Origin of the sequence: Methylobacterium indicum, from assembly GCF_017347565.1 — a bacterium.
Classification (GTDB): domain Bacteria; phylum Pseudomonadota; class Alphaproteobacteria; order Rhizobiales; family Beijerinckiaceae; genus Methylobacterium; species Methylobacterium indicum.
Map to the genome: position 1 here is coordinate 1,939,242 of NZ_AP024145.1, position 20,919 is coordinate 1,960,160.

The window sequence follows — 20,919 nt, forward strand, 5'->3', positions numbered from 1 at the left end:
CCCTTGCCCTTCGGGCTCGTCGCATCCCCTGAACGGGGACACGACCCTCTCCCCGCCCGCGGGGAGAGGAGAAAGCCCGCGTCCGGTCCTGTGGCCCCCATGCCCTGGCGCACCGGCCCGCCCCATGCTTCTCTGACCCCCGAACGGGAGGCCCGGCTCATGCGCGCGACATCGTTGATCCTGGCGGCCGCCGCTCTCGTCGCGGCCCTGCCGGCCCACGCCCTCGACATCCGCGACCTGCCCATCGCCAGGGCGCCCGAGACCTGCCCGCACGAGGGCCCGGGCTTCGTGCGGTTCGTCCCCGGCGGTCCCTGCACGCGGATCAGCGGCCGGGTGCGGGCCGAGGTCGGCACGCCGGTGCCGGCGCGGCCCGGGGCCGGCCTCGACGGGATGGCCCGGGGCGTCGTCAGCGGCGCCGGCCAGGTCGCGATCGATACCCGCACGCAGACCGAGTACGGCCCGGCCCGGGCCTATCTCCGCCTCGGCACCGGGCGCTGAGGCACCCTCACAGGCTGCGCGAGAGCACCAGCGGCGCGCTGCGGCGATGCCCGTAGGGGGAGGGGGCCTGGCGGCTGCCGTAGCCGCTCGGCTCGGCGTGGCGGTTGAGCTCGGTCGACAGGGTGCGCAGCAGCCCCTCCGAGACGGAGCGGGCGGTCGCCAGCACCGCCTGGTTGGCCGCCACCGCGTCCGAGAAGCGGCCATGGGCCTCGCGCAGGGCCGCGACGCCCTCGGGGGCGAAGCGGGCGAGCGCCACGGCGTTGGCCTTCACCGCCTGGAGGCCCTGCAGGTAGGCGCCGGCCAGCGCGGTCTTCTGCGGCGCCTCGGCCAGGCCCTCGGCGAGGCGCCCGACCCGGATGTGGTCGCTCTCGCGGGCGAGCAGCGCTTCGAGGGCCTGCATGGCGGTGAGCGTCTCGGCGACGAGGCGCGCGGCGGCCTCCGGGTCGGCGATGCGGACCGGGGCGGGGCGGACGGCCTCAGACATTCGCGCCTCCCTGCATCCGCAGCATCTCGCGCATCACCTGGTCGCCGATGCCGATGCCGCCGCTCTGCACGATCGACTGGGCGTATTCCTTGTTGAGCATCGAGCGGTAGACGCCGCCGCCGGTGCCGTTCTCGCCGAGCGGGCCGTCGGTGCCCTGCGAGCGGTTGAGCACGTCGAGGCTCTGCTCCAGGAACATCGATTCGAAGTCCTTGGCGGTCTTCTGGATCTTCGCCTTGTCGGCGTTGGCCCCCTGCAGGGCGGAGCCGGCGGCCCCGGCGAGGGCCTGGCCGACCGCGAGGCCCGCGGAGGCGGCGAGGGAAGCGAGGGGAAGCATCGGCGTTCAGACCTCGTGTCGGGAGGGAAGGGCAGGAACGGGAGAGGAGGGGCGCAGGCTCACATCACCTCGATGTCGGCCTGGAGCGCGCCGGAGGCCTTGATCGCCTGGAGGATCGAGATCAGGTCGCGCGGGCCGATGCCGAGCGCGTTGAGCCCGTCGACGAGTTCGCGCAGGGTCACGCCCTCCTTGACCAGGGCGAGCTTGTTCTTCTCGCCGGCATCGACCTTGAGGGCGGTGCGCGGCACCACCACGGTCTCGCCGTTGGAGAACGGGGCCGGCTGGCTCACCTGCGGCTGCTCGGTGATGGTGACGGTGAGGTTGCCCTGCGCCACCGCCACGGTGGAGACCCGCACGTCGCGGCCCATCACGATGATGCCGGAGCGCTCGTCGATCACCACCCGGGCGGTCTGGTCGGGCTCCACCTTCAGCTGCTCGACCTCGGTCAGCAGCCGGATCATGTTGCCCTGGTAGCGCGGCGGGACCTGCAGGGTGACGGTGGAGGGGTCGGTCGGCTCGGCGGTGTCGGCACCCATGAAGTCGTTGATCGCCGCGGCGATCCGCTTCGAGGTGGTGAAGTCCGGGTTGCGCAGGGACAGCCGCAGGCACTTCTGCTCGTTGAGCTTGAAGGCGATCTCGCGCTCGATCACCGCGCCGTTGGCGATGCGGCCGTTGGTCGGCACGCCGCGGGTGATCTTGGCCGCGTCGCCCTCGGCCTGGAAGCCCGCGATGGCGAGCGAGCCCTGCGCCACCGCATAGGCCTCCCCGTCGGCGGCGAGCAGCGGCGTCACCAGCAGCGTGCCGCCCTGGAGCGACTTGGCGTCGCCGAGCGAGGACACGGTGACGTCGATCCGCGTGCCTTGGGCGGCGAAGGGCGGCAGGTTCGCCGTCACCATCACGGCGGCGAGGTTGGCGGTGCGCATGGTGGCGCCCCGGGTGTTGACGCCCAGCCGCTCCAGCATCGCCTGCACCGATTGCTTGGTGAAGGGCGCGTTGTTCAGCGTGTCGCCGGTGCCGTTGAGGCCGACGACGATGCCGTAGCCGATGAGCTGGTTGGTCCGCATCCCCTCGACGCTGGCGAGGTCCTTCACCCGCGACAGGGCGAGGGCGGGGCCGGCCGCGAGCAGCAGGCCCGGCAGGAGGCAGGAGAGGCAGGCGAGGGCGAGAAGGCGGAGGCGCATGACGGTGTCCCGAAACTCGGAACCCGCCGTTGCCAGGACCGTGCCAGCGTCGATCCCAGGCGTAAGTCTTTGGTAAGGTTACCGATCCGTTGCCGTCCGAGGCGCCGGGGGGGCGATCCGGGCCCGGTCGTTTTCGCCCGGCGGCAAGTTCTGCCGCCTCGTTTACGGCGCGTTCACCATACCCGGGCGAGGTTCATGCCGCACACCGAAGACCCGTGACCCGGACCCCATCCCATGCGTGTCGACACCCGCCTTGCGGCCGCTCCCCTGTCGGGAGCCGGGCCGCGCTCCCTGCCGGCAGGCGGCGTGTTCTCCCTCGGGATGGAAGCGGCGCGCGGCCCCACCAGCGCCGGCGGCGCGGTGCCGCTCGCGGGCCTGAGCGCGATCCTGACCCTCCAGTGCCAGGACGAGATCTCCGCCGACCGTCGCCGCCGGGCGACGAAGCGCGGCCACGACATCCTCGACGCCCTCGACCGTCTCAGGGCGGCGCTGCTCGGCGGCCGGGTCGAGACGAGCGAGCTGCGGGCCATCGCCGGCCGCCTCGCCGAGCGCAGCGGCAACACCGGCGACCCGCGCCTCGACGACCTCATCGGCCATATCGAACTGCGGGCGCAGGTCGAACTGGCCAAGCTCGAGGTGGCGTCCCGCTGAGGGAAGCCGTCGCTTGCGTGGCGGGCCGGCCGCGCGCGCTTCCGGGACACCGCGCCGCGGCGGAGGCGCGGGCAGGGTCCGTGCCGGCCCGGCCGTTGACGCACCTCCCCCGATCTCCCACAACGGCGCCCGCTTGAAGACAGGCGGCCGTCTTGTCGCCGTGATGTCGGCGACACACCGGCTGCGATGCTGTTCAATTCCTTCCCGTTCCTGTTCGGCTTCCTGCCGGTCGCGCTCGCGCTGCACGGGCTCGTCGCGCTGCACCGTCCGGCCTGGCGGCTGCCGCTCCTCGTCGTGCTGTCGCTGGTCTTCTACGGCTGGTGGGACCCGCGCTTCGTGCCGCTGCTCGCCGCCTCGATCGGGCTGAACTGGCTCGTGGCGCGCCGGTTCGGGCAGAGCCGCGCGGCGCTGCTGATCCCGCTCGCCATCGCCGCCAACCTCGCGGTGCTGGCCCTGTTCAAGTATGCCGGATTCCTGGCCGGCCTCGCGTCGGTCCTGCCGGGGCTGCACGACCTGCCGCGGCCGAGCCTCGCGCTGCCGCTCGGCATCTCGTTCTTCACCTTCCACCACGTGATGTACCTCACCGACCTGCGCGCCGGCCGGGCGCCGCAGATGACCCTCACGCGCTACGCCCTCTACATCGCGTTCTTCCCCCAGGTGCTCGCCGGTCCGCTGGTGCGCTGGAGCGAGATCCTCCATCAGTTCGACGAGAAGCCCTATGCCCGGCCGGACGCCGCCGAGCGGTTCGGCCGCGGGCTGATGCTGCTCTGCCTCGGGCTCGCCAAGAAGGTGTTTCTCGGCGATCCGCTGGCGGCCTACGCCAATCCGGTGTTCCAGGCCGCCGCCGAGGGCAAGGTGGTGAGCGTCGTCGAGGCCTGGCAGGGCACGCTCGCCTTCACGTTCCAGATCTACTTCGACTTCTCGGGCTACACCGACATGGCGCTCGGGCTGGCGCTGCTGTTCGGGATCGTGCTGCCGCAGAACTTCGACGTGCCCTACCGCGCCACGTCGCTGCAGGATTTCTGGCGGCGCTGGCACATGACCCTGTCGCGCTTCCTGCGCGACTACCTCTACATCCCGCTCGGCGGCAACCGCCACGGCCTCGCGGTCCAGCTCGCCGCGCTCTTCGCCACCATGACGCTCGGCGGCCTGTGGCACGGCGCCGGCCTCACCTTCGTCGCCTGGGGGGCGGCGCACGGCGCCGGGCTCGGGATCGGCCTGCTGTGGCGCCGGGCCGGGCTGCCGATGCCGGCGCTGCTGGGCTGGGCCCTGACCTTCGTCTTCGTGGCCCTGACCTGGGTGCTGTTTCGCGCCACCAGCTTCGAGGCGGCGGTCGCGGTGTTCAAGGGGCTCGTCGGCCTCGCGCCGGTCGGCCACGGCTTCAAGTGGCGGGCGCTCCTGCCGGGCGCCCTGGTGGCGGTCGTCGGCCCGACGACCTGGGCGGCGGTCCACCGCCTGCCGCCCCGGCCGGCCCTGGCGATCGCCTTCGCGGTGCTCCTCGTCGCGGTGCTGCTGCGCATCGGCGACGACGCCAATTACGAGTTCATCTACTTCCAGTTCTGAGGGGCCGATCCGATGCGCGCTGACCCCTCGGTCGCCGATCCCGCGCCAGCCGCCTGGCGCCGCTTCGCCGTCACCCTCGTGGCGGCGACCGGCCTCCTGCTCGCCGGCTATCTCGCCCTGGCGCTGGCGGTCGATCCCTACGACACCGGCCGCCCGCGGCTCCTCGCCCGCGACGGCGTGCGCCCGCAGGGACCGCGCACCGCGACGGCGAGCCGGGGCCGCGACCCGGCCTTCACGGCGGCGATCGTCGGCAACTCGCACATCCAGCTCGTCTCGCCGTCGCGCCTGCGCGAGGCCACCGGCCTCCCGTTCGTGCAGCTCGCGGTGCCGGGCACCGGTCCGGGCGAGCAGCTCCTCGTCGCCGAGTACTTCCTGCGCCACCATCCGCACGCGCGGGCCCTGGTGCTCGGGGTCGATTCGGCCTGGTGCACGGGCGATCCGGCCTTGCCGCCCCTGAAGCCCTTCCCGTCCTGGCTGCTCGCCGACGGCGAGATGGGCTACCTGCGCGGGCTCCTGCGCATCCGCGTCGCCGCCGAGGTGGTCAACCGCATCGGCTGGGCCCTGCGCAAGGCCCCCCGCCGGGCGGTGCCGGACGGCTACTGGGATTACGAGCCGGACTACCTCGCCCTCGGCGCTCCCGACGGACCGGGCTGGGAGGGGTTCCGCACCCGGCGCGCCCCGGACGACCCCGACCCCGGCTCGGGCGGACCCGCCTTCCCGGCGGCCGAACGCCTGCGCGCCCTGGCGCGGGGCCTCGATCCCGCGACCCGGCTCGTCGTGCTCTTCCCGCCCGTCCACGCTCCGGCCCGGGACCGGCCGGGCACGCCCCGGGCTGCCGCGAGCGCCGCCTGCCGCGCGGCCCTCGCGGCAGCCGTGGCGCCGCGGGGCCGCGTCGTCGACTGGTCCGGCGACCGGCCCGAATCGCGCGACCCCGCCCTGTTCTTCGACGCTACCCATTACCGTCAGCCGCTCGCCCGGCGGATCGAGGCCGATATCGCTGCCGCACTCCGGGCGTCGCCGGAGAGGGGAACAGAAGCTCCACGACCGTGACACGTTTGCCGCAGGGCGCCGCCGTCCCTGGTCCGCTCCTTGCGTATCTCCCTTCAGAGATTGTGGTGGCGTGCAGCCTCTATTATAGGGCAGCGCCAAGTGGGCCACGGCCAGGACATCGGCCGCGGTCTTGACAACATTTGTTATCGAGGGGCGCGATGGCGAAGATCGTGATCGAGGAGGGCTATGCCCCCAGTGACGCCGAGCCCTTCATGAACGAGCGCCAGCGGGAGTATTTCCGCCGCAAGCTTCAGGGTTGGAAGCAGGACATTCTGCGCGAAGCCCAGGATACCCTGGTGGCGTTGCAGAGCGAGAACGAGAATCATCCCGATCTGACCGACCGCGCCTCGTCCGAGACCGATCGGGCGATCGAGCTGCGTGCCCGCGACCGGCAGCGCAAGCTGATCGCCAAGATCGACGCCGCGCTCTCCCGCATCGAGGACGGGTCCTACGGTTACTGCGAGGAGACCGGCGAGCCGATCTCGCTCAAGCGCCTGGAGGCGCGCCCGATCGCGACCCTGTCGCTGGAGGCCCAGGAGCGCCACGAGCGGCGCGAGCGGGTCTACCGGGACGATTGAGGGCGGCACGCCCGTGAGCCCTCCCCGGGAAGCGGGAGGGTGAGGGGCAGGCCGTGGAGCGTTTTTCTTCAAGAACGAAGACGTAACGGCCGGGACGGCGTGAGCCGGTTTCCCGGCCGTTCGCGTTGTGGCCACGGCTCGATCGGCCTCGCGAAACGAGAGCGGCCCCGGCGGGAAGTGCCGGGGCCGCGCCGCGACCGGGAGACTCAAGGGGGGAGCGTGCCCCCCGGTGCGGGATCCTCTGGGTTGCCGTTCTCGCGAACGGCATCGTTCCTCAGAACGGCAACCGTTCGCTCGAGCGCGTCACGATCGCGTTGCAATCGCGAAGCTCTCTCAGTCTTTGTTTCAGCGCATTTTCTGCGACGAACCGGCATCCACTTCGTCGGAAAATGCTCTAGAACGGCAGCACGATATCCAGGAACTGCTGGCCGTAGCGGGGCTGCTGGACGTCGGTGATCTGGCCGCGGCCGCCATAGGCGATGCGGGCCTGGGCGATCTTGCTCGAATCGATCGTGTTGTCGGACTCGATGTCCTCCGGCCGCACCACGCCGCCGACGATCAGCTCGCGCACCTCGAAGTTGATGCGGATCTCCTGGCGGCCTTCCAGCACCAGGTTGCCGTTCGGCAGCACCTGCGTGACGATCGCCGCCACGTTGGTGGTCACCGTCTCGGCCCGCTGCACCGAGCCGGCGCCGTCGTTGGTGGTGGTGGCGTCGGTGGTGAGCATCTTCGCCGGGTCCAGGCCGGCGAGGAGCTTGGTCTTGGTCTCGAGGCCGAAGGCGTTGGGCATCCCGAACGATTCGCTGTTCGAGCGCGAGCGCTTGGTCTCGTTGTTGAGGTTGGCCTTGTCGGTGACGTTGATCTTCACCGTGACGAGGTCGCCGACCTTGGCGGCGCGCTGGTCCTTGAAGAAGGCGCGCGAGCCGGTGCGCCACAGCGAGTTCGACGCGTAGGAGACCGGCTGGACGTCCGGCATCGGCAGCCGCACCGGGCGGTAGCCCGGCTGGGCGGTCGGATCCTCGATCGCCGAGAGCACCGGCTGCGCGCCGATGTTCTGGAGGCGGTCGACGGTGTTGCAGCCGGCGAGCAGCGCGCCGGCGAGGCCGACCAGGGCGAGGCGGAGAGCGATCATCTCAATCCCTCCTCACGGCTGGGCCGCGGCGAGCCGGGCCGGGGCGGCCGGAGCCGCCGCCGTCACCGGCACGATCGGCGCCACGGTGACGCGGCCCGGGCCGATCACGGTGGCCTGGATCACCTTCTTGGAGACCGGGTTCACCACCCCGATCACCGCCCCGAGGGGACCGCCCTCGCGGGCCTGGCCGCGCAGGGCCAGGGCGACGCCCGGGGTCTCGTACACGATGGTCACCGCCTCGCCGCGGGCGACGAGGTCGGGCCGGGTGAGTTCGCCGGCGCGCAGGGCCGTGCCGGCGCCGAGGGCCTTCTGCGCCACCTGGCCCAGGAAGGCGGCCGGGTCGGCCGCGACGTCGGCCGGCAGGCCGTCGCGCGGGCGGCGCTCCACCGCGACGTCGGCGGCGTTCAGGGTCTCGCCGCGGGCGACGGCGCGGGTCAGCACCGCGACGTCGGCCATCTCGACGAGCGAGCCGGCGACGCGCAGCGAGGACTGGCGCTCGCCCACCACCACCAGCGCGGTGACGCGGCGGCTGCGGGGATCGTAGGTCACCTCCTGCGCGGTCACCGGGCTCGCGAGGTCCGGCGGCACGGTCAGGACCGGCGCCTCGCCGTCGAACGCGATGGTGACGAAGCCGATGTCGAAGCCGCGCTGCTTGGCGAGCACCGCCTTCACGGCGCCCTCGATCTCCGGGGCGCCGATGCGGCGGGCCGCGCGCTGGACCGAGATCTGGAGCCGGCCGCCGCTCTCCGGCGCGTCGAGCCCGAGGCCGGCGGTGGCCTCGACGATGCGCCGGACCTGGATGGTGCCGGAGGTGCCGAGGGCGGGAGCCCGGAACAGCGCCTTCTGGGCGAGCGCCGGGGGGGCGCCGGAGACGAGGTCGCCCAGCGTGATCACGTCGCGCTCGGCGGTGATGTCGCCCTTGATGGCGAGGCGCGGGGCCTCGACGGCCAGGACCGGCAGGGTGAGGAGGCCGAAGGCCACCAGCGTGAGCGCGGTGCGTGACAGGATGCCGGGGCCCAAAAGCGCCCGGCGGGCCGCGGGGGCGGGAAGAGCGGCGCGGGTCAGGGCGGGAATCATCGGGGCGCTCATCCGCGGAACATCTGCGAGGTGGTGGAGAGCATCTGGTCGGCGGCGGTCACGACCTTCGAGTTCATCTCGTAGGCGCGCTGCGCGGCGATCAGGGATGAAATCTCCGAGACCGCGTTGACGTTGGCCTCTTCGAGGTAGCTCTGCTGCAGGTTGCCGAACCCGTCGGTGCCGGGATTGCCGGTGATCGCCGGCCCCGAGGCCAGGGTCTCGACGAACAGGTTGTCGCCGATTGATTCGAGACCGACCTTGTTGACGAACCGTGCCATCTGGATCTGGCCGAGGTTCTGCGGCGCGGTCTGGCCCGGGATCTGCGCCTGCACGATGCCCGAGGCGCTGATCGTGACGGCGGTGGCGTTGTTGGGCACCGTGATGTTCGGGTTCATCAGGTAACCCTCGCGGGTCACGATCTGTCCCTGCGCATCGAGGTCGAACGACCCGTCGCGGGTATACGAGGTCCGCCCGTCCGGCATCGTGACCTGGAAGAAGCCCTCGCCGCGCACGGCGATGTCGTAGGTCTTCTCGGTCGAGGTGAGGGTGCCCTGCGACATCACCCGGGCGGTCGAGGTGGTCTTCACGCCCGAGCCGATGGCGAGGCCCGCCGGCAGCTGGTTGTTCTGGTCCGAGGTCGCGGTGCCGGCCCGGCGCAGGTTCTGGTAGAGCAGATCCTGGAAATGCGCCTGCTGGCGCTTGTAGCCGGTGGTGCGCAGGTTCGCGATGTTGTTCGAGATGACCTGGACGTTGAGTTCCTGGGCCGCCATGCCGGTGGCGGCGGCGTAGAGCGCGCGCATCGTTCAGGCTCCCGTTTACGCGTTGCCGACGTCGGCGAGGCGCTGGATCGCCTGGCCGCGCAGGGAATCGAGCCGCGACACCGTGTCGGAGACGAGCTGGTAGGTGCGGTTCACCTCCAGCATCCGGCTCATCGCGAGCACCGGGCGGACGTTCGAGCGCTCGAGCGCGCCGGGCTCGATCCGCCCCTGCGGGCCAGCAGGCTGGGCCGGCGTGGTCGAGGAATAGAGGTTCGACCCGGCATTCGTCAGGCCTTGCGGGTTGGCGAAGGTGACGAGGCGCAGCTTACCGCGGGTGCCCTGGTTGGTGGACACGGTGCCGTCCGGCCCGAGGCCGAGGCCGGTCTCCTGCTGGCCGATCTGGATCGGACCGCCCTCGCCGAGGACGGGATAGCCGTCGCTCGTCACGATCTGGCCCTGCGCGTTCAGCTCGAAGGCGCCGTTGCGGGTGTAGCGCTCGCCCTGCGGCGTCTGCACCGCGAAGAACGCATCCCCGCGGATCGCCGCGTTGAGCGGGTTGCCGGTCGCCTCGATCGGCCCCTGCGACAGGTCGAGCGGCGTGCCGGAATCGATGACGTAGGACAGACGCCGGTCGGGGCGCTGGAAGGTCTCCGCGCTCGCCTTCGGCATCAGGTATTCCTGGAAGCGCGTCGAGCGCGCCTTGAAGCCCGTCGTGGTGACGTTGGCCATGTTGTTGGCGATGACCTCGAGCTCGCGCCCAAGGGCCATCTGGGACGAGAGCCCGATCAACTGAGCATTCTGCACCGGCTACTCCCCGACGATGCGTGGTGGCGGGCCACCCCGCTCCCCAGCGGCGGACCCGGAGGGACGATCGCAGGGGCCGTGCCAGGCCGTGCCGCCGGGATTTCTGCTGTTAAGGCAAATGCTTGGTTAATTGCTGGGTCGGCCCGGACGGGTCGTTTCGTGCCGACCCGGCAGGTTCGACCCGGCAGAATTTGCCGCCTTAACGGCACGTTAACCGTCTTCTCGCATTCTGCCGCCCTGTCCCGGCAACGGGTCTCTCCAAGGGTTTGGGCGGCGGGCGATGGCCAAGAAGCCGAAGAAGGCGCCGGCGGGCGAAGGCGAGGCCGAGGGCCAGGAGGCCGCGGCCCCCGGCGGCGGCAAGAAGAAGCTGATCATGATCGGCGCCGCGGTGCTGGTGCTGGCGGGCGCCGGCGGCGGCTTCATGGTGATGCGCAGCCGCGCCGCGCATGCCGAGAAGCCGGCCGCCGAGCAGAAGCTCCCGGTCGCGTTCATGGACGTGCGCGAGATGAACGTGAACCTGATGCCCGAGCCCGGGCAGACCCAGCCGCGCTTCGTGCGCCTGAAGGTCGCCCTCGAGGTGCGTGATTCCAAGGTCGCGGCCGAGGTCCAGCCCCTGATGCCGCGGGTCGAGGACACGTTCCAGGTCTTCGTGCGCGAGCTGCGCGTCGGCGACTTCGAGGCCGCCGGCGGCACCTACCGCCTGCGCGAGGAACTGCTGCGCCGGGTCAACGTGGCGGTCTATCCCGCCAAGGTCGACGCGGTGCTCTTCAAGGACTTCATCATCCAGTAGGCCTCACTCGCAGGATTTGGTGCTTCCGTGGCCGGACCCGACGACACGATCGACGACGACGACTGGGCCGCCGCTCTGATCGAGCAGGGCGGCGGCGGCGATGCTTCGCTCGCCGACGAATGGGGCGCGGCGCTCGCCGAGCAGGGCACCGCCACCCAGGCGAGCGACATGGCGGCCGAATGGGCCAACATGATCGACGAGGGGGAGAGCGAGAACCTCCCCGAGCTCGCCGGCAACGACCGCATCCTGAACCAGGAGGAGATCGACCAGGTCCTCGGGTTCTCGCTGCGCGAGCTCTCGGCCTCGGGCGCGGGCGGCATCCGGGCCATCGTCGATTCGGGCGTCGTCTCGTACGAGCGCCTGCCGATGCTCGAGATCGTCTTCGACCGGATGATCCGGTTGCTGTCGACGAGCCTGCGCAACTTCTTCCAGGACAACGTCGAGGTCACCCTCGACAACATCACCTCGGTGCGCTTCGGCGACTACCTGAACGCGATCCCGCTGCCGACCCTGCTCGGCGTCTTCCGGGCCGATACCTGGGAGAATTCGGGCCTCGTGACTGTCGAGTCGAACCTCGCCTACTCGACCCTCGACCTGCTGCTCGGCGGCAAGCGCGGCGGCACCAGCATCCGCCTCGACGGGCGGCCGTTCACGCCGATCGAGATGCAGCTCGTGCGCCGGATGGTCGAGATCATCCTGGGCGACCTCGAAGCCTCGTTCCAGCCGCTCTCGCCGGTGCGCTTCCTCATCGACCGGATCGAGACCAACCCGCGCTTCGCCACCATCACCCGGCCGGCCAACGCCGCGATCCTGATCGACCTCAAGCTCGACATGGAAGGCCGCGGCGGCCTCCTCCAGATCCTGTTCCCCTACGCCACGATCGAGCCGATCCGCGACCTGCTGCTCCAGAGCTTCATGGGCGAGAAGCTCGGCCGCGACCACATCTGGGAAGGCCACCTCGCCACCGAGATCTTCCAGGCCGACGTCGCGGTCGAGGCGGTGCTGCACGAGATGTCGCTGCCGCTGCGCCGGGTCCTGTCGCTGGAGGTCGGCGACACCATCATGTTCGATGCCAAGCCCGCCGACCTCATCACCCTGCGCTGCGGCGACTGGGCGACGACGCAGGGCCGGATCGGCCGGCTCGACGACTCGATCGCCGTGCAGGTGACGCGGCCCCTGCGCCGCTCGCGCACCACCTTCGCGGCCTTCGAGGCCTCGATGCAGAACCGCAAGGACGGCTAGGCCGATGTCCGTCCCCGCCATCCCGTCCATCCCGTCGCCGACAACCCGGAGCGAGGCCGCGTCGTGAGCCTGATCGTCAGCATCCTGGCCGACCTCCTGGTCGCGGTCCTCCTCGTCGCCTGCATCAGTACGTCGGTGGGCCTCGGCCGCCGCATCACCCGCCTCAAGGGCGACGAGGCGGCGATGCGCCAGACCATCGGCGACCTGATGATGGCGACGGAATCCGCCGAGCGGGCGATCGCCGGCCTGCGCAGCACCCTCGCCGAATGCGACCGCACCCTGGCCGAGCGCCTGCGCGTCGCCGAGCGCACCAACGCCGACCTCGCCTTCCAGCTCCAGGCCGGCGACGAGGTGCTCTCGCGCATCGGCAGCATCCTGGCCCAGGCCCGCGCCTCGGTGCCCGGCGAGGCGGCCCCCGCGCCCATGACGCCCGCCGCCCAGGCCGCCATGGTGCAGGCCGCCTTCGCGCCCGCCGCGCAAGCCACGCCGCCCGTCGTGCCCCAGGCCGCGCCGCCTCAAGCCGCATCGCCGCAAGCCGTGCCCTCCTTCGCTCCCGAGCCCCGGCCGGTCTCCACCGGCGAGCGCCTCGGCGCCGCCGCCGCCGCCGCCCGCGCCCTCAGCGAGCGCGCCCTGAGCCGTCTCCAGGCCCAGGCCGCATGACCCTCGCGCTGCTCCTGCGCCGCTTCGCCGGGCTGCCGGACGTTCCGGTTCCGGCCGGCGGCCCGTCCCCGGCCGCCCCCGCGACCCCCGAGGCCGCGCCGCGGACAGCCGCGGGAGCCGCCGCCGCGCCGAGCGCGGGCAAGCCGGCCGCCGGCAATCCCGTGGCCGGCAACCCTGCCGCCGCCGCGAAGCCCGCCGCGAAATCCGTCGGCGGCCTGCCGGCGAAGCTGCCCCCGGCGCCCGTCTCCCTGTCGGCGCTGCTGCGCCGCCTGACCGCGACGCCGACCTGGCGCGGGCCGGTGATCCGGCTGCGCCTCGTCGATGCGGTGGCGGTGGCGGCCTCCGGCCTGCTGCTCCTCAAGGTCCTGGCCTTCCTCGACGCCGCGCCCTCCACCGGCAGCCGCTTCGCCGAGGTGCTGGCCCATGCCCGCTCCGGCTGGGAGCCGGTCGATCCGACGGTGACCGGCTCGGTCTCGCCGAAGGAGGCGCCGGCCGCCCCCGCGGCGTCGGCCCCGCCCGCGGAGCCGCCGCGGCCGGCGGGCGAGCCGGTCTCCTCCTCCGAGCGGGCGATCCTGGAGAAGCTCGGCGCCCGGCGCGACGCGCTCCAGCAGCGCTCGCGCGACCTCGAGACCCGCGAGCAGCTGATCGAGAATGCCGAGCGCAAGCTCGAGAGCCGCATCAACGATCTCAAGAACCTGGAGCAGAAGGGCGACGACGCCGCGGCCAAGCGCGCCGAGGCCGAGGCCGCCGGGCTCAAGTCCCTGGTGACGATGTACGAGACGATGAAGCCCAAGGAGGCGGCCCGGGTCTTCGACCGGCTGAAGCTCGACGTGCTGGTGCCGGTGGTGGTCGCCATGAACCCGCGCAAGATGGCCGAGGTGCTGGCGGTGATGCAGCCGGAGGCGGCCGAGCGGCTCACGGTGGCGCTCGCCCAGCGCGCCCGCGGGGTCGGCGGGCCGAAATCCGCCGCCGCCGCGCCGGGCCTGCCCCCGGGGGAGCTTCCGGCGATCGACGCGGTGCGCTGACCCAGGGTCATGAGCCGGATCGGCACTGAATTAAGCCCCCGTTAGCCGTATGCCGGCATGGTGCCGGCTCGGGGTTTACGGGCGGATCGCGATGGGTTCGACGGGCAGGAGCCGCAGTGCTGCGGCGCTGATCGCGCTGGCGGGTTGGACCGCCGGAGCGAGCGCGGCCGCCGCGGCGCAGCTGACGGCGATCCAGGGCAGCGAGCAGAAGAATTTCGGTCGCATCGCGCTCACCTTCGACCATGGCGTCAAGGTGACCGCCAAGGTCGTCGGCGGCGTGCTGGTGGTGGGCTTTCGCGAGCCGGTGACGGGCCAGCGCGAGCGCCTGGCGAGCGAGATGCCGGCCTACGTGGCGCAGGTCCGGCGCGACCCGGACGGCTCCGGCCTGCGCGTCGCCCTCCAGGCCCCCTACAAGGTCAACGTGCTCGAGGCCGGCGAGCGGGTCTTCATCGACCTGATGCCCGAGGGCTGGACCGGCCTGCCGCCGAGCCTGCCGCCCGACGTGCTGGCCGACCTCACCCGCCGGGCCGAGGAGCTGAGCGCCCGCCTGCGCCGCGAGGCCGCCGCTCGCGCCCCGCGCCCGGTGCCCCTGCGCCTGGAGGTTGCCAACCTGCCGACCCTGACCCGGCTCACGATGCGCCTGCCGCGACAGGCCGAGGTCGGGCTCACCCGCTCCGGCGGCGAGATCCGCCTGCGGGTGCCCGGCGCCTACACGATCGACGCCTCCGAGGCCCGCTCCGGCGCGCGCCCGGCGGTGACGGCTCTGGCGACCGAGGCCGGTACGGACGCCGCCGGGCTCACCGTGACGCTCGCCGAGGGCTACACCGCCGAGGGCTACCGCGAGGAAGAGTCCTACGTCCTCGACCTGATCAAGCCGGCCGACAAGGCCAAGGCCCAGGATGCGAAGGCATCGGATGCAAAAGCACCCGACGCCAAGGTCGCGGAGTCCAGGACCGCGGAGGTCAAGCCGGCGGTCGAGCCGCCGGCCGCCCCGCCGCTCGCCGCCCGCGGCGAGGCCGGGCCCGATTCGTTCGCTCCGCCGCCCCTGGACCCGGCCGCCTCCACCCTCCCGGTCCAAGGCCGGATCGTCCGGGGATGGCCCGGCCTGCGCATCGCCTTCCCGTTCGCGAGCCGGCCGCCCGCCGCCCTGTTCGAGCGCGGCGGGGTCGCCACGCTGGTGTTCGAGACGACCACGCCGGTCGGCCTGCCCGCCCTCGCGGCGGGGGCACCGGCGAGCGTCGACGAGGCGCCGCGGGTGGACGGAGCCTTCACGGTGATGCGGCTTCGCCTCGAAACCGGCACGCTCGCCCAGCTCGCTCCCGGGGAGGGGCAGGGCTGGGACCTGGTGCTCGGCGACGGGTCCGCGCCGAGCGGCGACCTGCTCGCCCCCCAGCGCAGCGCCGACTCGTCGGGCAAGCCCGGGGTATCGGTGCCGCTCGCCCGGCCCGGCGGCGCGCTCTGGCTCGAGCGCGACGGCGAGCGCATCGCCGTGGTGACCGCTCGGGGGCCCCGCATCGCCGGCGTCCCGAAGCGCGGCCGCTTCGTCGAGTTCGAGGTGCTGCCGAGCCGCCAGGGCGTCGCGGTGCTGGCGGCGGCCGACGACCTCGCGGTGCGGCCCGGCCTCGCCGAGGTGACGATCACCCGGCCGGGCGGCCTGTCGGTCTCCCCGGCGGTGGTCGAGGCGCCGGAGGCCGGCCCGAAGGCCGCCTCCACCCTGATGGTGCAGCCCGCCCGCTGGGACGAGGACCAGCGCGGCGACGTGCGCACGCGCATCCGCGCGGCGGAAGCCGCCGCGGCCTCCGCCGAGCGGCCGGCCCGCTCGGCCGCCCGGGTCGAGCTCGCCCGGGTGCTCCTCGCCAACGGTTTCTCGGCCGAGGCGTCCGGCGTGCTGAACTACGCGACCCGCGAGGACCCGGCCCTGGCCTCGCAGCCGCCGGTGCGGCTGCTCTCGGCGATCGCGGCCCTGCGGATGGGCCAGGATGCCCGGGCGGCCGGTTTCCTCAACCCCGACGGCCGGCAGGCGATCGACCCCGAGATGCGCCTGTGGCGCGGCTACCTCGACGCCCGCGCCCGGCGCAGCGCCCCGGCGCTCGCCGCCTTCAAGGCCGCGCTCCCGGTGATCGAGGCCTACCCGGACGACCTCCAGCTGCCGCTCTATCTCGCGGGGGCGGAAGCCGCCCTCGAGGTCAAGGATCCGGCCTTCGCCCAGCGGGCGCTCACCGCCGCGACGCCGCTGGCCGAGGCGCCGCTGCCCCGCGACCGGCTGGCCTTCCTCAAGGCCCGCTTCGCCGAGGCGATCGGCCAGGAGGGCGAGGCCCGCCGCGCCTACCAGCAGCTCTCCGAGACCGGCGTGCCGCAGATCGCCGCCGAGGCGACCCTGCGGCTGGTCGATCTCGGACGGGCCACCGGCACGATGACGCCCGAGGCGGCGATCGATCGGCTCGAACGCCTGACCCTCATCTGGCACGGCGACACCGAGGCCGAGGCCCTGGCCCGGCTCGGCCGGCTCTATGCCGGCGCCGGCCGCTGGCGCGACGCCTTCGCGACCGCCCGCAAGGCCAACCGCCTCTATCCCGATCACCCGGCGACCCGCGGCCTGCACGACGACACGGTGGCGTTGTTCTCCGCCCTGTTCCTGTCGGACAAGGGCGCCAGCCTCGGCCGGATCGAGGCCCTGGCCCTGTTCTACGACTTCAAGGAGTTCACGCCGGTCGGCCGCCAGGGCGACGAGATCGTGCGGCGGCTGGCCGATCGCCTCGTCGCCCTCGACCTCCTCGACGCGGCCGGCGACCTCCTGCAGCACCAGGTCGACAATCGCCTCACCGGCGCGGCGCGGGCGAGCGTGGCGGCCCGGCTCGCGACCGTGCGGCTGATGGAGGGCGAGCCGCTCAAGGCCCTCAAGGTGATCCAGAACACCCGCCTGCCGGAATTGCCGGCGCCGATCCGCGACGCGCGCCTGCTCCTCGAGGCCCGGGCCCTCTCCGACCTGTCGCGCACCGACCTCGCCCTCGAACTCCTCGACGGCAATGCCACCCCGGAGGCGGCGCATCTGCGCGGCGACATCCTGTGGGGCGCGCGGCGCTGGCGCGAGGCCGGGGAGGCGCACGAGACGCTGCTCGGCACCCGCTGGCGCGATCCCGGCCCGCTCTCCGACGCCGAGCGCAACGACGTGATGCGGGCGGCGATCAGCTACGCGCTCGCCGAGGATACCCTGAGCCTCGACCGCCTGCGCACCAAGTACACGCCGAAGATGGCCGACAGCCCGGATGCCCGCACCTTCGGCCTCGTCGCGGCGCCCAACGCCTCCGCCACCGCGGCCTTCCGCAGCCTCGTGCGCCAGGCGACCAGCGCCGAGACCCTGACCGAGTTCCTGCGCGCCTACCGCGCCCGCTACCCCGAGAGCGCCGCGCCCGAGCGGCCGAAGCCGGGTCCCGACGGCGCTCCGGCGGGGACGGGGCCGGAAGCCCGCGGCGCCGGCGGGCCGGCGCCGGGCTGAGGGCCCGGGCCAGGCCTTTACCCCGCGGCGTCGGGCCGGCCCGCCATCCGTGAGCCCGCGCTTGCGCGCTCGCGCTAAGCAGATTTCGCCGAAGTGGTTACCGGTTCGGCGCCGAAGATCTGCGGCAAAACAAGAACCTAAGCGGGCGAAGCGTTGGCCTGCCAACGCAAGTCTGCTTAGAGGACGCGGTGCAAGGCCGCGATGCAGCGGTCGATGTCGCCCTCGTCGGCCCAGACATGCGGGCTGAGGCGCAAGCCCCCGGATCGCTCGCTCGCGTAGACGCCGTGTTCGCGCAGGCGATCGAGCAGGCCGGAGGACAGGCCGCCCGGAGCGCGGAGCCCGAGGACACCCGGTACCCGCAGATGCCGCGGTGCTGCGGCAAGCCCGAGCCCGGCGACGCCGTCCTCCAATCGATCGGTGAGGTGCCGCAGCCGGGCCGCCACCGCCGATGCCTCGAAGGACAGGACCAGCTCCAATCCGGTCGCCGCCATCGGCAGCAGGACCGGGTCGTTCAGTTCGCCGCGGTCGTAGCGCCGGGCGCCGGACGCGGGCGGGCGGTTGCCGTTGTTCTCCTCGATCGGTGCCCCGTCCTGCCGGTGCGGCGCGGCATACAGGAAGGCGAGTGCGTAGGGACCGAGGGTCCATTTGTAGGTCGGGAAGGCCAGGAAGTCGGGGCGCCAGCGGCCCACATCCACCGGCACGGCGCCGGCCGCCTGGGTCGCGTCGATCACCAGGGCGGCTCCCGCGGCATGGACGGCCGGTGCGAGACGGTCGAGGTCGATCAGCCCACCATCGGTCCAATGCGACGGGGTCAGGGTCGCGATCGCCAGGGGCGGTGCCCCGGGGCGCTCGATCGCGGCCAGCAGAGCGGCCGTCCAGTCGTCGTCCCCCGGGCGGGCAACCTCCTCGACGATCAGGCCGCGGGCGGCGGCAAGCCGGTCGAAGGCGTAGCGCAGCGACGGAAACTCGTCGGCGACCCGCAGCACGCGCCCGCCCGGCGCGACGGTCAGGTTCGCGGCGGCCGTCGCCATCGCGTGGCTGACCGACCCGACGATCGCCATGTCGTCCGTGGCCGCGCCGACGAGCCGGGCGGCGGCCGTCCGCGCCCGCTCGGCCTGGGCCGGGACCGCCTCGCGCGGGTGAGTCCAGGGCCGGCTCTTCACCAGCAGACCCGCTTCCCCGGCCTCGCGGACCACCAGGGGCAGCGGCGACCACGCCGCCGCATCGAGGTAGCTGACGTCGTCGGGGATTTCGAACAGGTGCCTCTGGCAGGGCAGGGGGGTGATCGCGGTCATGCTGGGGCGCCTGCGGCCGTTCACCCGGACACGCAGGCGGGCTTGCGCGCGGGTTCGCCGAACGGCCTTGTGAGGATCGGGGTTCGGGTCGAGGCGTCTTTTACCACGATGTGACCCGCAGCAGGACGAATGGTGCCGGCCGGTCCGGCACGGTCGGCGCCCGAACGGGTTCACCCGATCCCTCGCACCGTCGCGACCTGGATCAGACCTCGCCCTCGCCCGCCGGGGCGGAGCGGCGACGCGGCTCCTCGCCGGTGGTGCTGGTGCCGGGATCGAGAGCGTCGGGTTTGCGGGCAGCGTCGTGGTCGGCCGGTGTCACCCCGGCCTTGGCGGCGGCCCTGTCCTCGTCGCGACGGGTCAGGTGCGGGCGGGCGGTGAGCAGGTCTTCGCTTCTGTCGGGCATTGATGATCCTCCGGTCGGCGGTGTCCAACGCGGAGCAAGTCGAACAAGTTCGATCGCGTGCAGCGGAACGAACGCCGCAACGGTAGGATCAACGAAGACCGGATGAGGCCGAAAAGGCTACGTTCTCGTCCGCTGCGGGGACGGCATCAACACCTGTAAGGTGTTGGTGCCCAGGAGAGGACTCGAACCTCCACGGCTTGCACCACTGGTACCTGAAACCAGCGCGTCTACCAATTCCGCCACCTGGGCCCTAGAGCGTCGCCTTGGCGGCGCCCCGGTGCCAGTCGTGTAGAGCCTGGCGGCGGTGGCGTCAACGGGCTTGAGCGGCCTTCGGGAGGGGAGGGGGCGTTCCAGCGCCTCGGCGGGCCGATGTCGGATTTCGATCGGGATGCCGGGCGTGCCCGTCCGAGCCATGGACAATCCGGCCGGCCGGATCGCGGCGGCAGCAGCCCGTCGTTGATCGGTGCAGCATCCGATATAACTCTGCGTCATGACAACCGAATCGCACGAAGCGCCCGGCGAGGCGGAGGATGTGATCGAGATCACCGCCGTGATCACATCCGACGACTGGACGGAGGCATCCATGCGCAACGCCCGCGGCCACCTCGCGTCGCGGCGGAGGGTGGCACTCTTCGGTAATCTCGCCCTCCTCCCCATCGGCCTGTTGTTCATCGCGCTGGTCTTCTGGAAGACCGGCGGGAGGCAAGCGGCCCCTGAAGACATCGTCCTTCTCGACGCGCCGGCCGGCATGCACGAGACAATCCTGCTGTGGTTCGTCGTCTGCACGTTGTTCGTCGCCGGGTCCTACGCCGTCCACGATCGGTCGGTGCAATGGCGCCTGCGCCGCTGGGCTGCCCGACGGCATGGGACCGAGCCGATCTCGGTGCATTGCCAGCTCACCGCGCGGGGAATGACCGCGACCGACAGGTACGGCACCCTGTTCCGGTCCTGGGCGAGCGTGGTGGACCTCGAGGAGACCGAGCGGCATTTCTTCCTGACCGACGCGGATTGCGGTGTCGCCATCGTGCCCAAGCGCGACATGTCCGATGCCGAACAAGCTCGCATCCGCGCGTTCGTGCGCGAAAGGCTGCTCCGCCTCGGAGACGATCCCGAGCCCCTCACGGCCGTGCTGCCACAGGAGGCGACGCGTGAGGCTGGCGTGCATCTGCACTACGAGCGCACGGTGGAAGACCAAATCGCGGGTGACCTACTTCTCTGGGCGATGACCTCGGGACGACGGCGTCGTGCGCTGAGCGCGCTGGGATCCGCGCTCGTCGTGGCGCTGGGCATGTCCTCTTTCGACGCAGCCCGGTTCTGCCTGGCATGGCTCGCAGCGGGCCGGAACGAGCCGTTCGATGAACCATTCACAGCCATTATGCTCGACGGGGCTGCAGGCTACCTGTGGATCTCTCTCTGGGCGGCGGGCTTCGGATTGATCGTCTGGCTGACATGGCCGTGGTTCCTGCGGCGGCAGGCCGAGGCTCGGGCACGGTCGCGCCCGGACGTTCCCGTCGATCTCGCGCTCGGAGAGGCTAACGTAACGGTGGCGGTGCCCGGCACGTGGATCCGCTACACCTGGAGTTCCGTCCAGGCTGTCCTGGAGTGCCGCGATCACGTCGGCCTGCTGTTGCCGCTCAGCGCAATGCTGGTGATCCCAAAGCGAGCGCTCGACGAAGATCGTCTCGCTGAACTGCGCCATCTGCTAGCGCGCTGCACCGCTCAGCCGAAAGTATGATCGTTCAAGGGATAGTTATCCGCAATACCACCGTATCGCGGTCGGCATCAACACCATCGGAGGGTGTTGGTGCCCAGGAGAGGACTCGAACCTCCACGGCTTGCACCACTGGTACCTGAAACCAGCGCGTCTACCAATTCCGCCACCTGGGCCCTAGAGCGTC

20 protein-coding genes and 2 tRNA genes are annotated in these 20,919 nt (G+C 72.3%); 11 read left to right on the forward strand and 11 right to left on the reverse strand.

Features of this window, described 5'->3' with window-relative positions:
* Nucleotides 1–159: 159 nt before the first annotated feature.
* Nucleotides 160–498, forward strand: coding sequence for a porin family protein (locus miv_RS09005; RefSeq protein WP_207182340.1), 339 nt, complete (start codon nucleotides 160–162; stop codon nucleotides 496–498).
* 7 nt (nucleotides 499–505) lie between these two features.
* Here the strand turns inward: miv_RS09005 and miv_RS09010 are convergent, their stop codons facing one another.
* The 3 genes from miv_RS09010 to miv_RS09020 are packed head-to-tail and all read right to left on the reverse strand — an operon-like array spanning nucleotide 506 to nucleotide 2,497.
* Entirely contained in the window at nucleotides 506–982 is a 477-nt protein-coding gene (locus miv_RS09010; protein WP_207182341.1) for a hypothetical protein, read from the reverse strand.
* The gene (locus miv_RS09015) at nucleotides 975–1,316 is read right to left on the reverse strand and encodes a rod-binding protein (RefSeq protein ID WP_048431051.1); all 342 of its coding nucleotides are present in this window, start codon (nucleotides 1,314–1,316) and stop codon (nucleotides 975–977) included. Before miv_RS09015 ends, miv_RS09010 begins: the two co-directional genes overlap by 8 nt.
* 59 nt (nucleotides 1,317–1,375) lie before the next feature.
* Nucleotides 1,376–2,497, reverse strand: coding sequence for a flagellar basal body P-ring protein FlgI (locus miv_RS09020; RefSeq protein WP_048461126.1), 1,122 nt, complete (start codon nucleotides 2,495–2,497; stop codon nucleotides 1,376–1,378).
* Nucleotides 2,498–2,731: 234 nt separating this feature from the next.
* Between miv_RS09020 and miv_RS09025 the strand changes: the two genes are divergently transcribed.
* The 4 genes from miv_RS09025 to dksA all read left to right on the forward strand — a co-directional run bounded on the left by miv_RS09025 (nucleotide 2,732) and on the right by dksA (nucleotide 6,339).
* A complete protein-coding gene (locus miv_RS09025; RefSeq protein ID WP_207182342.1) occupies nucleotides 2,732–3,148 on the forward strand; it encodes a flagellar assembly protein FliX in 417 nt (138 codons plus the stop codon).
* A 186-nt stretch (nucleotides 3,149–3,334) separates the two neighbouring features.
* A complete protein-coding gene (locus tag miv_RS09030; RefSeq protein WP_207182343.1) occupies nucleotides 3,335–4,711 on the forward strand; it encodes an MBOAT family O-acyltransferase in 1,377 nt (458 codons plus the stop codon).
* 12 nt (nucleotides 4,712–4,723) lie between these two features.
* A complete protein-coding gene (locus tag miv_RS09035) occupies nucleotides 4,724–5,761 on the forward strand; it encodes a hypothetical protein (RefSeq protein ID WP_053221168.1) in 1,038 nt (345 codons plus the stop codon).
* 158 nt (nucleotides 5,762–5,919) lie between these two features.
* A complete protein-coding gene (gene dksA / locus miv_RS09040; protein ID WP_048431282.1) occupies nucleotides 5,920–6,339 on the forward strand; it encodes an RNA polymerase-binding protein DksA in 420 nt (139 codons plus the stop codon).
* A 394-nt stretch (nucleotides 6,340–6,733) separates the two neighbouring features.
* On the opposite strand, the gene flgH is transcribed toward dksA, so the two are convergent.
* Genes flgH through flgF form a run of 4 tightly spaced genes read right to left on the reverse strand, consistent with a single transcriptional unit; the run spans nucleotide 6,734 to nucleotide 10,110 of the window.
* Nucleotides 6,734–7,471 carry a flagellar basal body L-ring protein FlgH gene (flgH, locus tag miv_RS09045; RefSeq protein WP_048431283.1) on the reverse strand — a complete coding sequence of 246 codons (738 nt, stop codon included), beginning with the start codon at nucleotides 7,469–7,471 and terminating at the stop codon, nucleotides 6,734–6,736.
* Nucleotides 7,472–7,483: 12 nt separating this feature from the next.
* Nucleotides 7,484–8,560 (reverse strand): flagellar basal body P-ring formation chaperone FlgA, encoded by a 1,077-nt coding sequence (gene flgA / locus miv_RS09050; protein ID WP_244748927.1) that lies wholly within the window; start codon nucleotides 8,558–8,560, stop codon nucleotides 7,484–7,486.
* Nucleotides 8,557–9,348: a flagellar basal-body rod protein FlgG gene (gene flgG / locus miv_RS09055; protein WP_048431285.1), complete on the reverse strand. Its 792-nt coding sequence runs from the start codon at nucleotides 9,346–9,348 to the stop codon at nucleotides 8,557–8,559. The genes flgA and flgG overlap by 4 nt, the downstream gene beginning before the upstream one ends.
* A gap of 15 nt (nucleotides 9,349–9,363) precedes the next feature.
* Complete coding sequence (flgF, locus tag miv_RS09060; protein WP_058619735.1) at nucleotides 9,364–10,110, reverse strand: flagellar basal-body rod protein FlgF; 747 nt, start codon at nucleotides 10,108–10,110, stop codon at nucleotides 9,364–9,366.
* Between the two features lie 280 nt (nucleotides 10,111–10,390).
* Here flgF and fliL point away from each other — a divergent pair, with 280 nt between their 5' ends.
* The 5 genes from fliL (at nucleotide 10,391) to miv_RS09085 (ending at nucleotide 17,323) form a co-directional block, all read left to right on the forward strand.
* The gene (gene fliL / locus miv_RS09065; protein ID WP_048431287.1) at nucleotides 10,391–10,900 is read left to right on the forward strand and encodes a flagellar basal body-associated protein FliL; all 510 of its coding nucleotides are present in this window, start codon (nucleotides 10,391–10,393) and stop codon (nucleotides 10,898–10,900) included.
* Between the two features lie 27 nt (nucleotides 10,901–10,927).
* On the forward strand, nucleotides 10,928–12,142 hold the full coding sequence (gene fliM, locus miv_RS09070; protein WP_048431288.1) for a flagellar motor switch protein FliM: 1,215 nt from the start codon (nucleotides 10,928–10,930) through the stop codon (nucleotides 12,140–12,142).
* Nucleotides 12,143–12,205: 63 nt separating this feature from the next.
* The gene (locus tag miv_RS09075) at nucleotides 12,206–12,802 is read left to right on the forward strand and encodes a DUF6468 domain-containing protein (RefSeq protein WP_207182344.1); all 597 of its coding nucleotides are present in this window, start codon (nucleotides 12,206–12,208) and stop codon (nucleotides 12,800–12,802) included.
* Nucleotides 12,799–13,827 (forward strand): MotE family protein, encoded by a 1,029-nt coding sequence (locus miv_RS09080; RefSeq protein ID WP_420865549.1) that lies wholly within the window; start codon nucleotides 12,799–12,801, stop codon nucleotides 13,825–13,827. The genes miv_RS09075 and miv_RS09080 overlap by 4 nt, the downstream gene beginning before the upstream one ends.
* A gap of 91 nt (nucleotides 13,828–13,918) precedes the next feature.
* Nucleotides 13,919–17,323, forward strand: a complete 3,405-nt coding sequence (locus miv_RS09085; protein WP_207182345.1) for a tetratricopeptide repeat protein — start codon at nucleotides 13,919–13,921, stop codon at nucleotides 17,321–17,323.
* 176 nt (nucleotides 17,324–17,499) lie between these two features.
* On the opposite strand, the gene miv_RS09090 is transcribed toward miv_RS09085, so the two are convergent.
* The 3 genes from miv_RS09090 to miv_RS09100 all read right to left on the reverse strand — a co-directional run bounded on the left by miv_RS09090 (nucleotide 17,500) and on the right by miv_RS09100 (nucleotide 19,270).
* On the reverse strand, nucleotides 17,500–18,618 hold the full coding sequence (locus miv_RS09090) for an aminotransferase class V-fold PLP-dependent enzyme (protein ID WP_207182347.1): 1,119 nt from the start codon (nucleotides 18,616–18,618) through the stop codon (nucleotides 17,500–17,502).
* Between the two features lie 202 nt (nucleotides 18,619–18,820).
* Nucleotides 18,821–19,021 (reverse strand): hypothetical protein, encoded by a 201-nt coding sequence (locus tag miv_RS09095; protein ID WP_207182348.1) that lies wholly within the window; start codon nucleotides 19,019–19,021, stop codon nucleotides 18,821–18,823.
* A 164-nt stretch (nucleotides 19,022–19,185) separates the two neighbouring features.
* Nucleotides 19,186–19,270: transfer RNA gene (locus miv_RS09100), tRNA-Leu, on the reverse strand.
* Nucleotides 19,271–19,511: 241 nt separating this feature from the next.
* On the opposite strand from miv_RS09100, the gene miv_RS09105 reads away from it, so the two are divergent.
* Nucleotides 19,512–20,756, forward strand: coding sequence for a YcxB family protein (locus tag miv_RS09105; protein ID WP_207182349.1), 1,245 nt, complete (start codon nucleotides 19,512–19,514; stop codon nucleotides 20,754–20,756).
* Nucleotides 20,757–20,823: 67 nt separating this feature from the next.
* Here the strand turns inward: miv_RS09105 and miv_RS09110 are convergent.
* Nucleotides 20,824–20,908, reverse strand: a tRNA-Leu gene (locus miv_RS09110).
* Nucleotides 20,909–20,919: the final 11 nt, after the last annotated feature.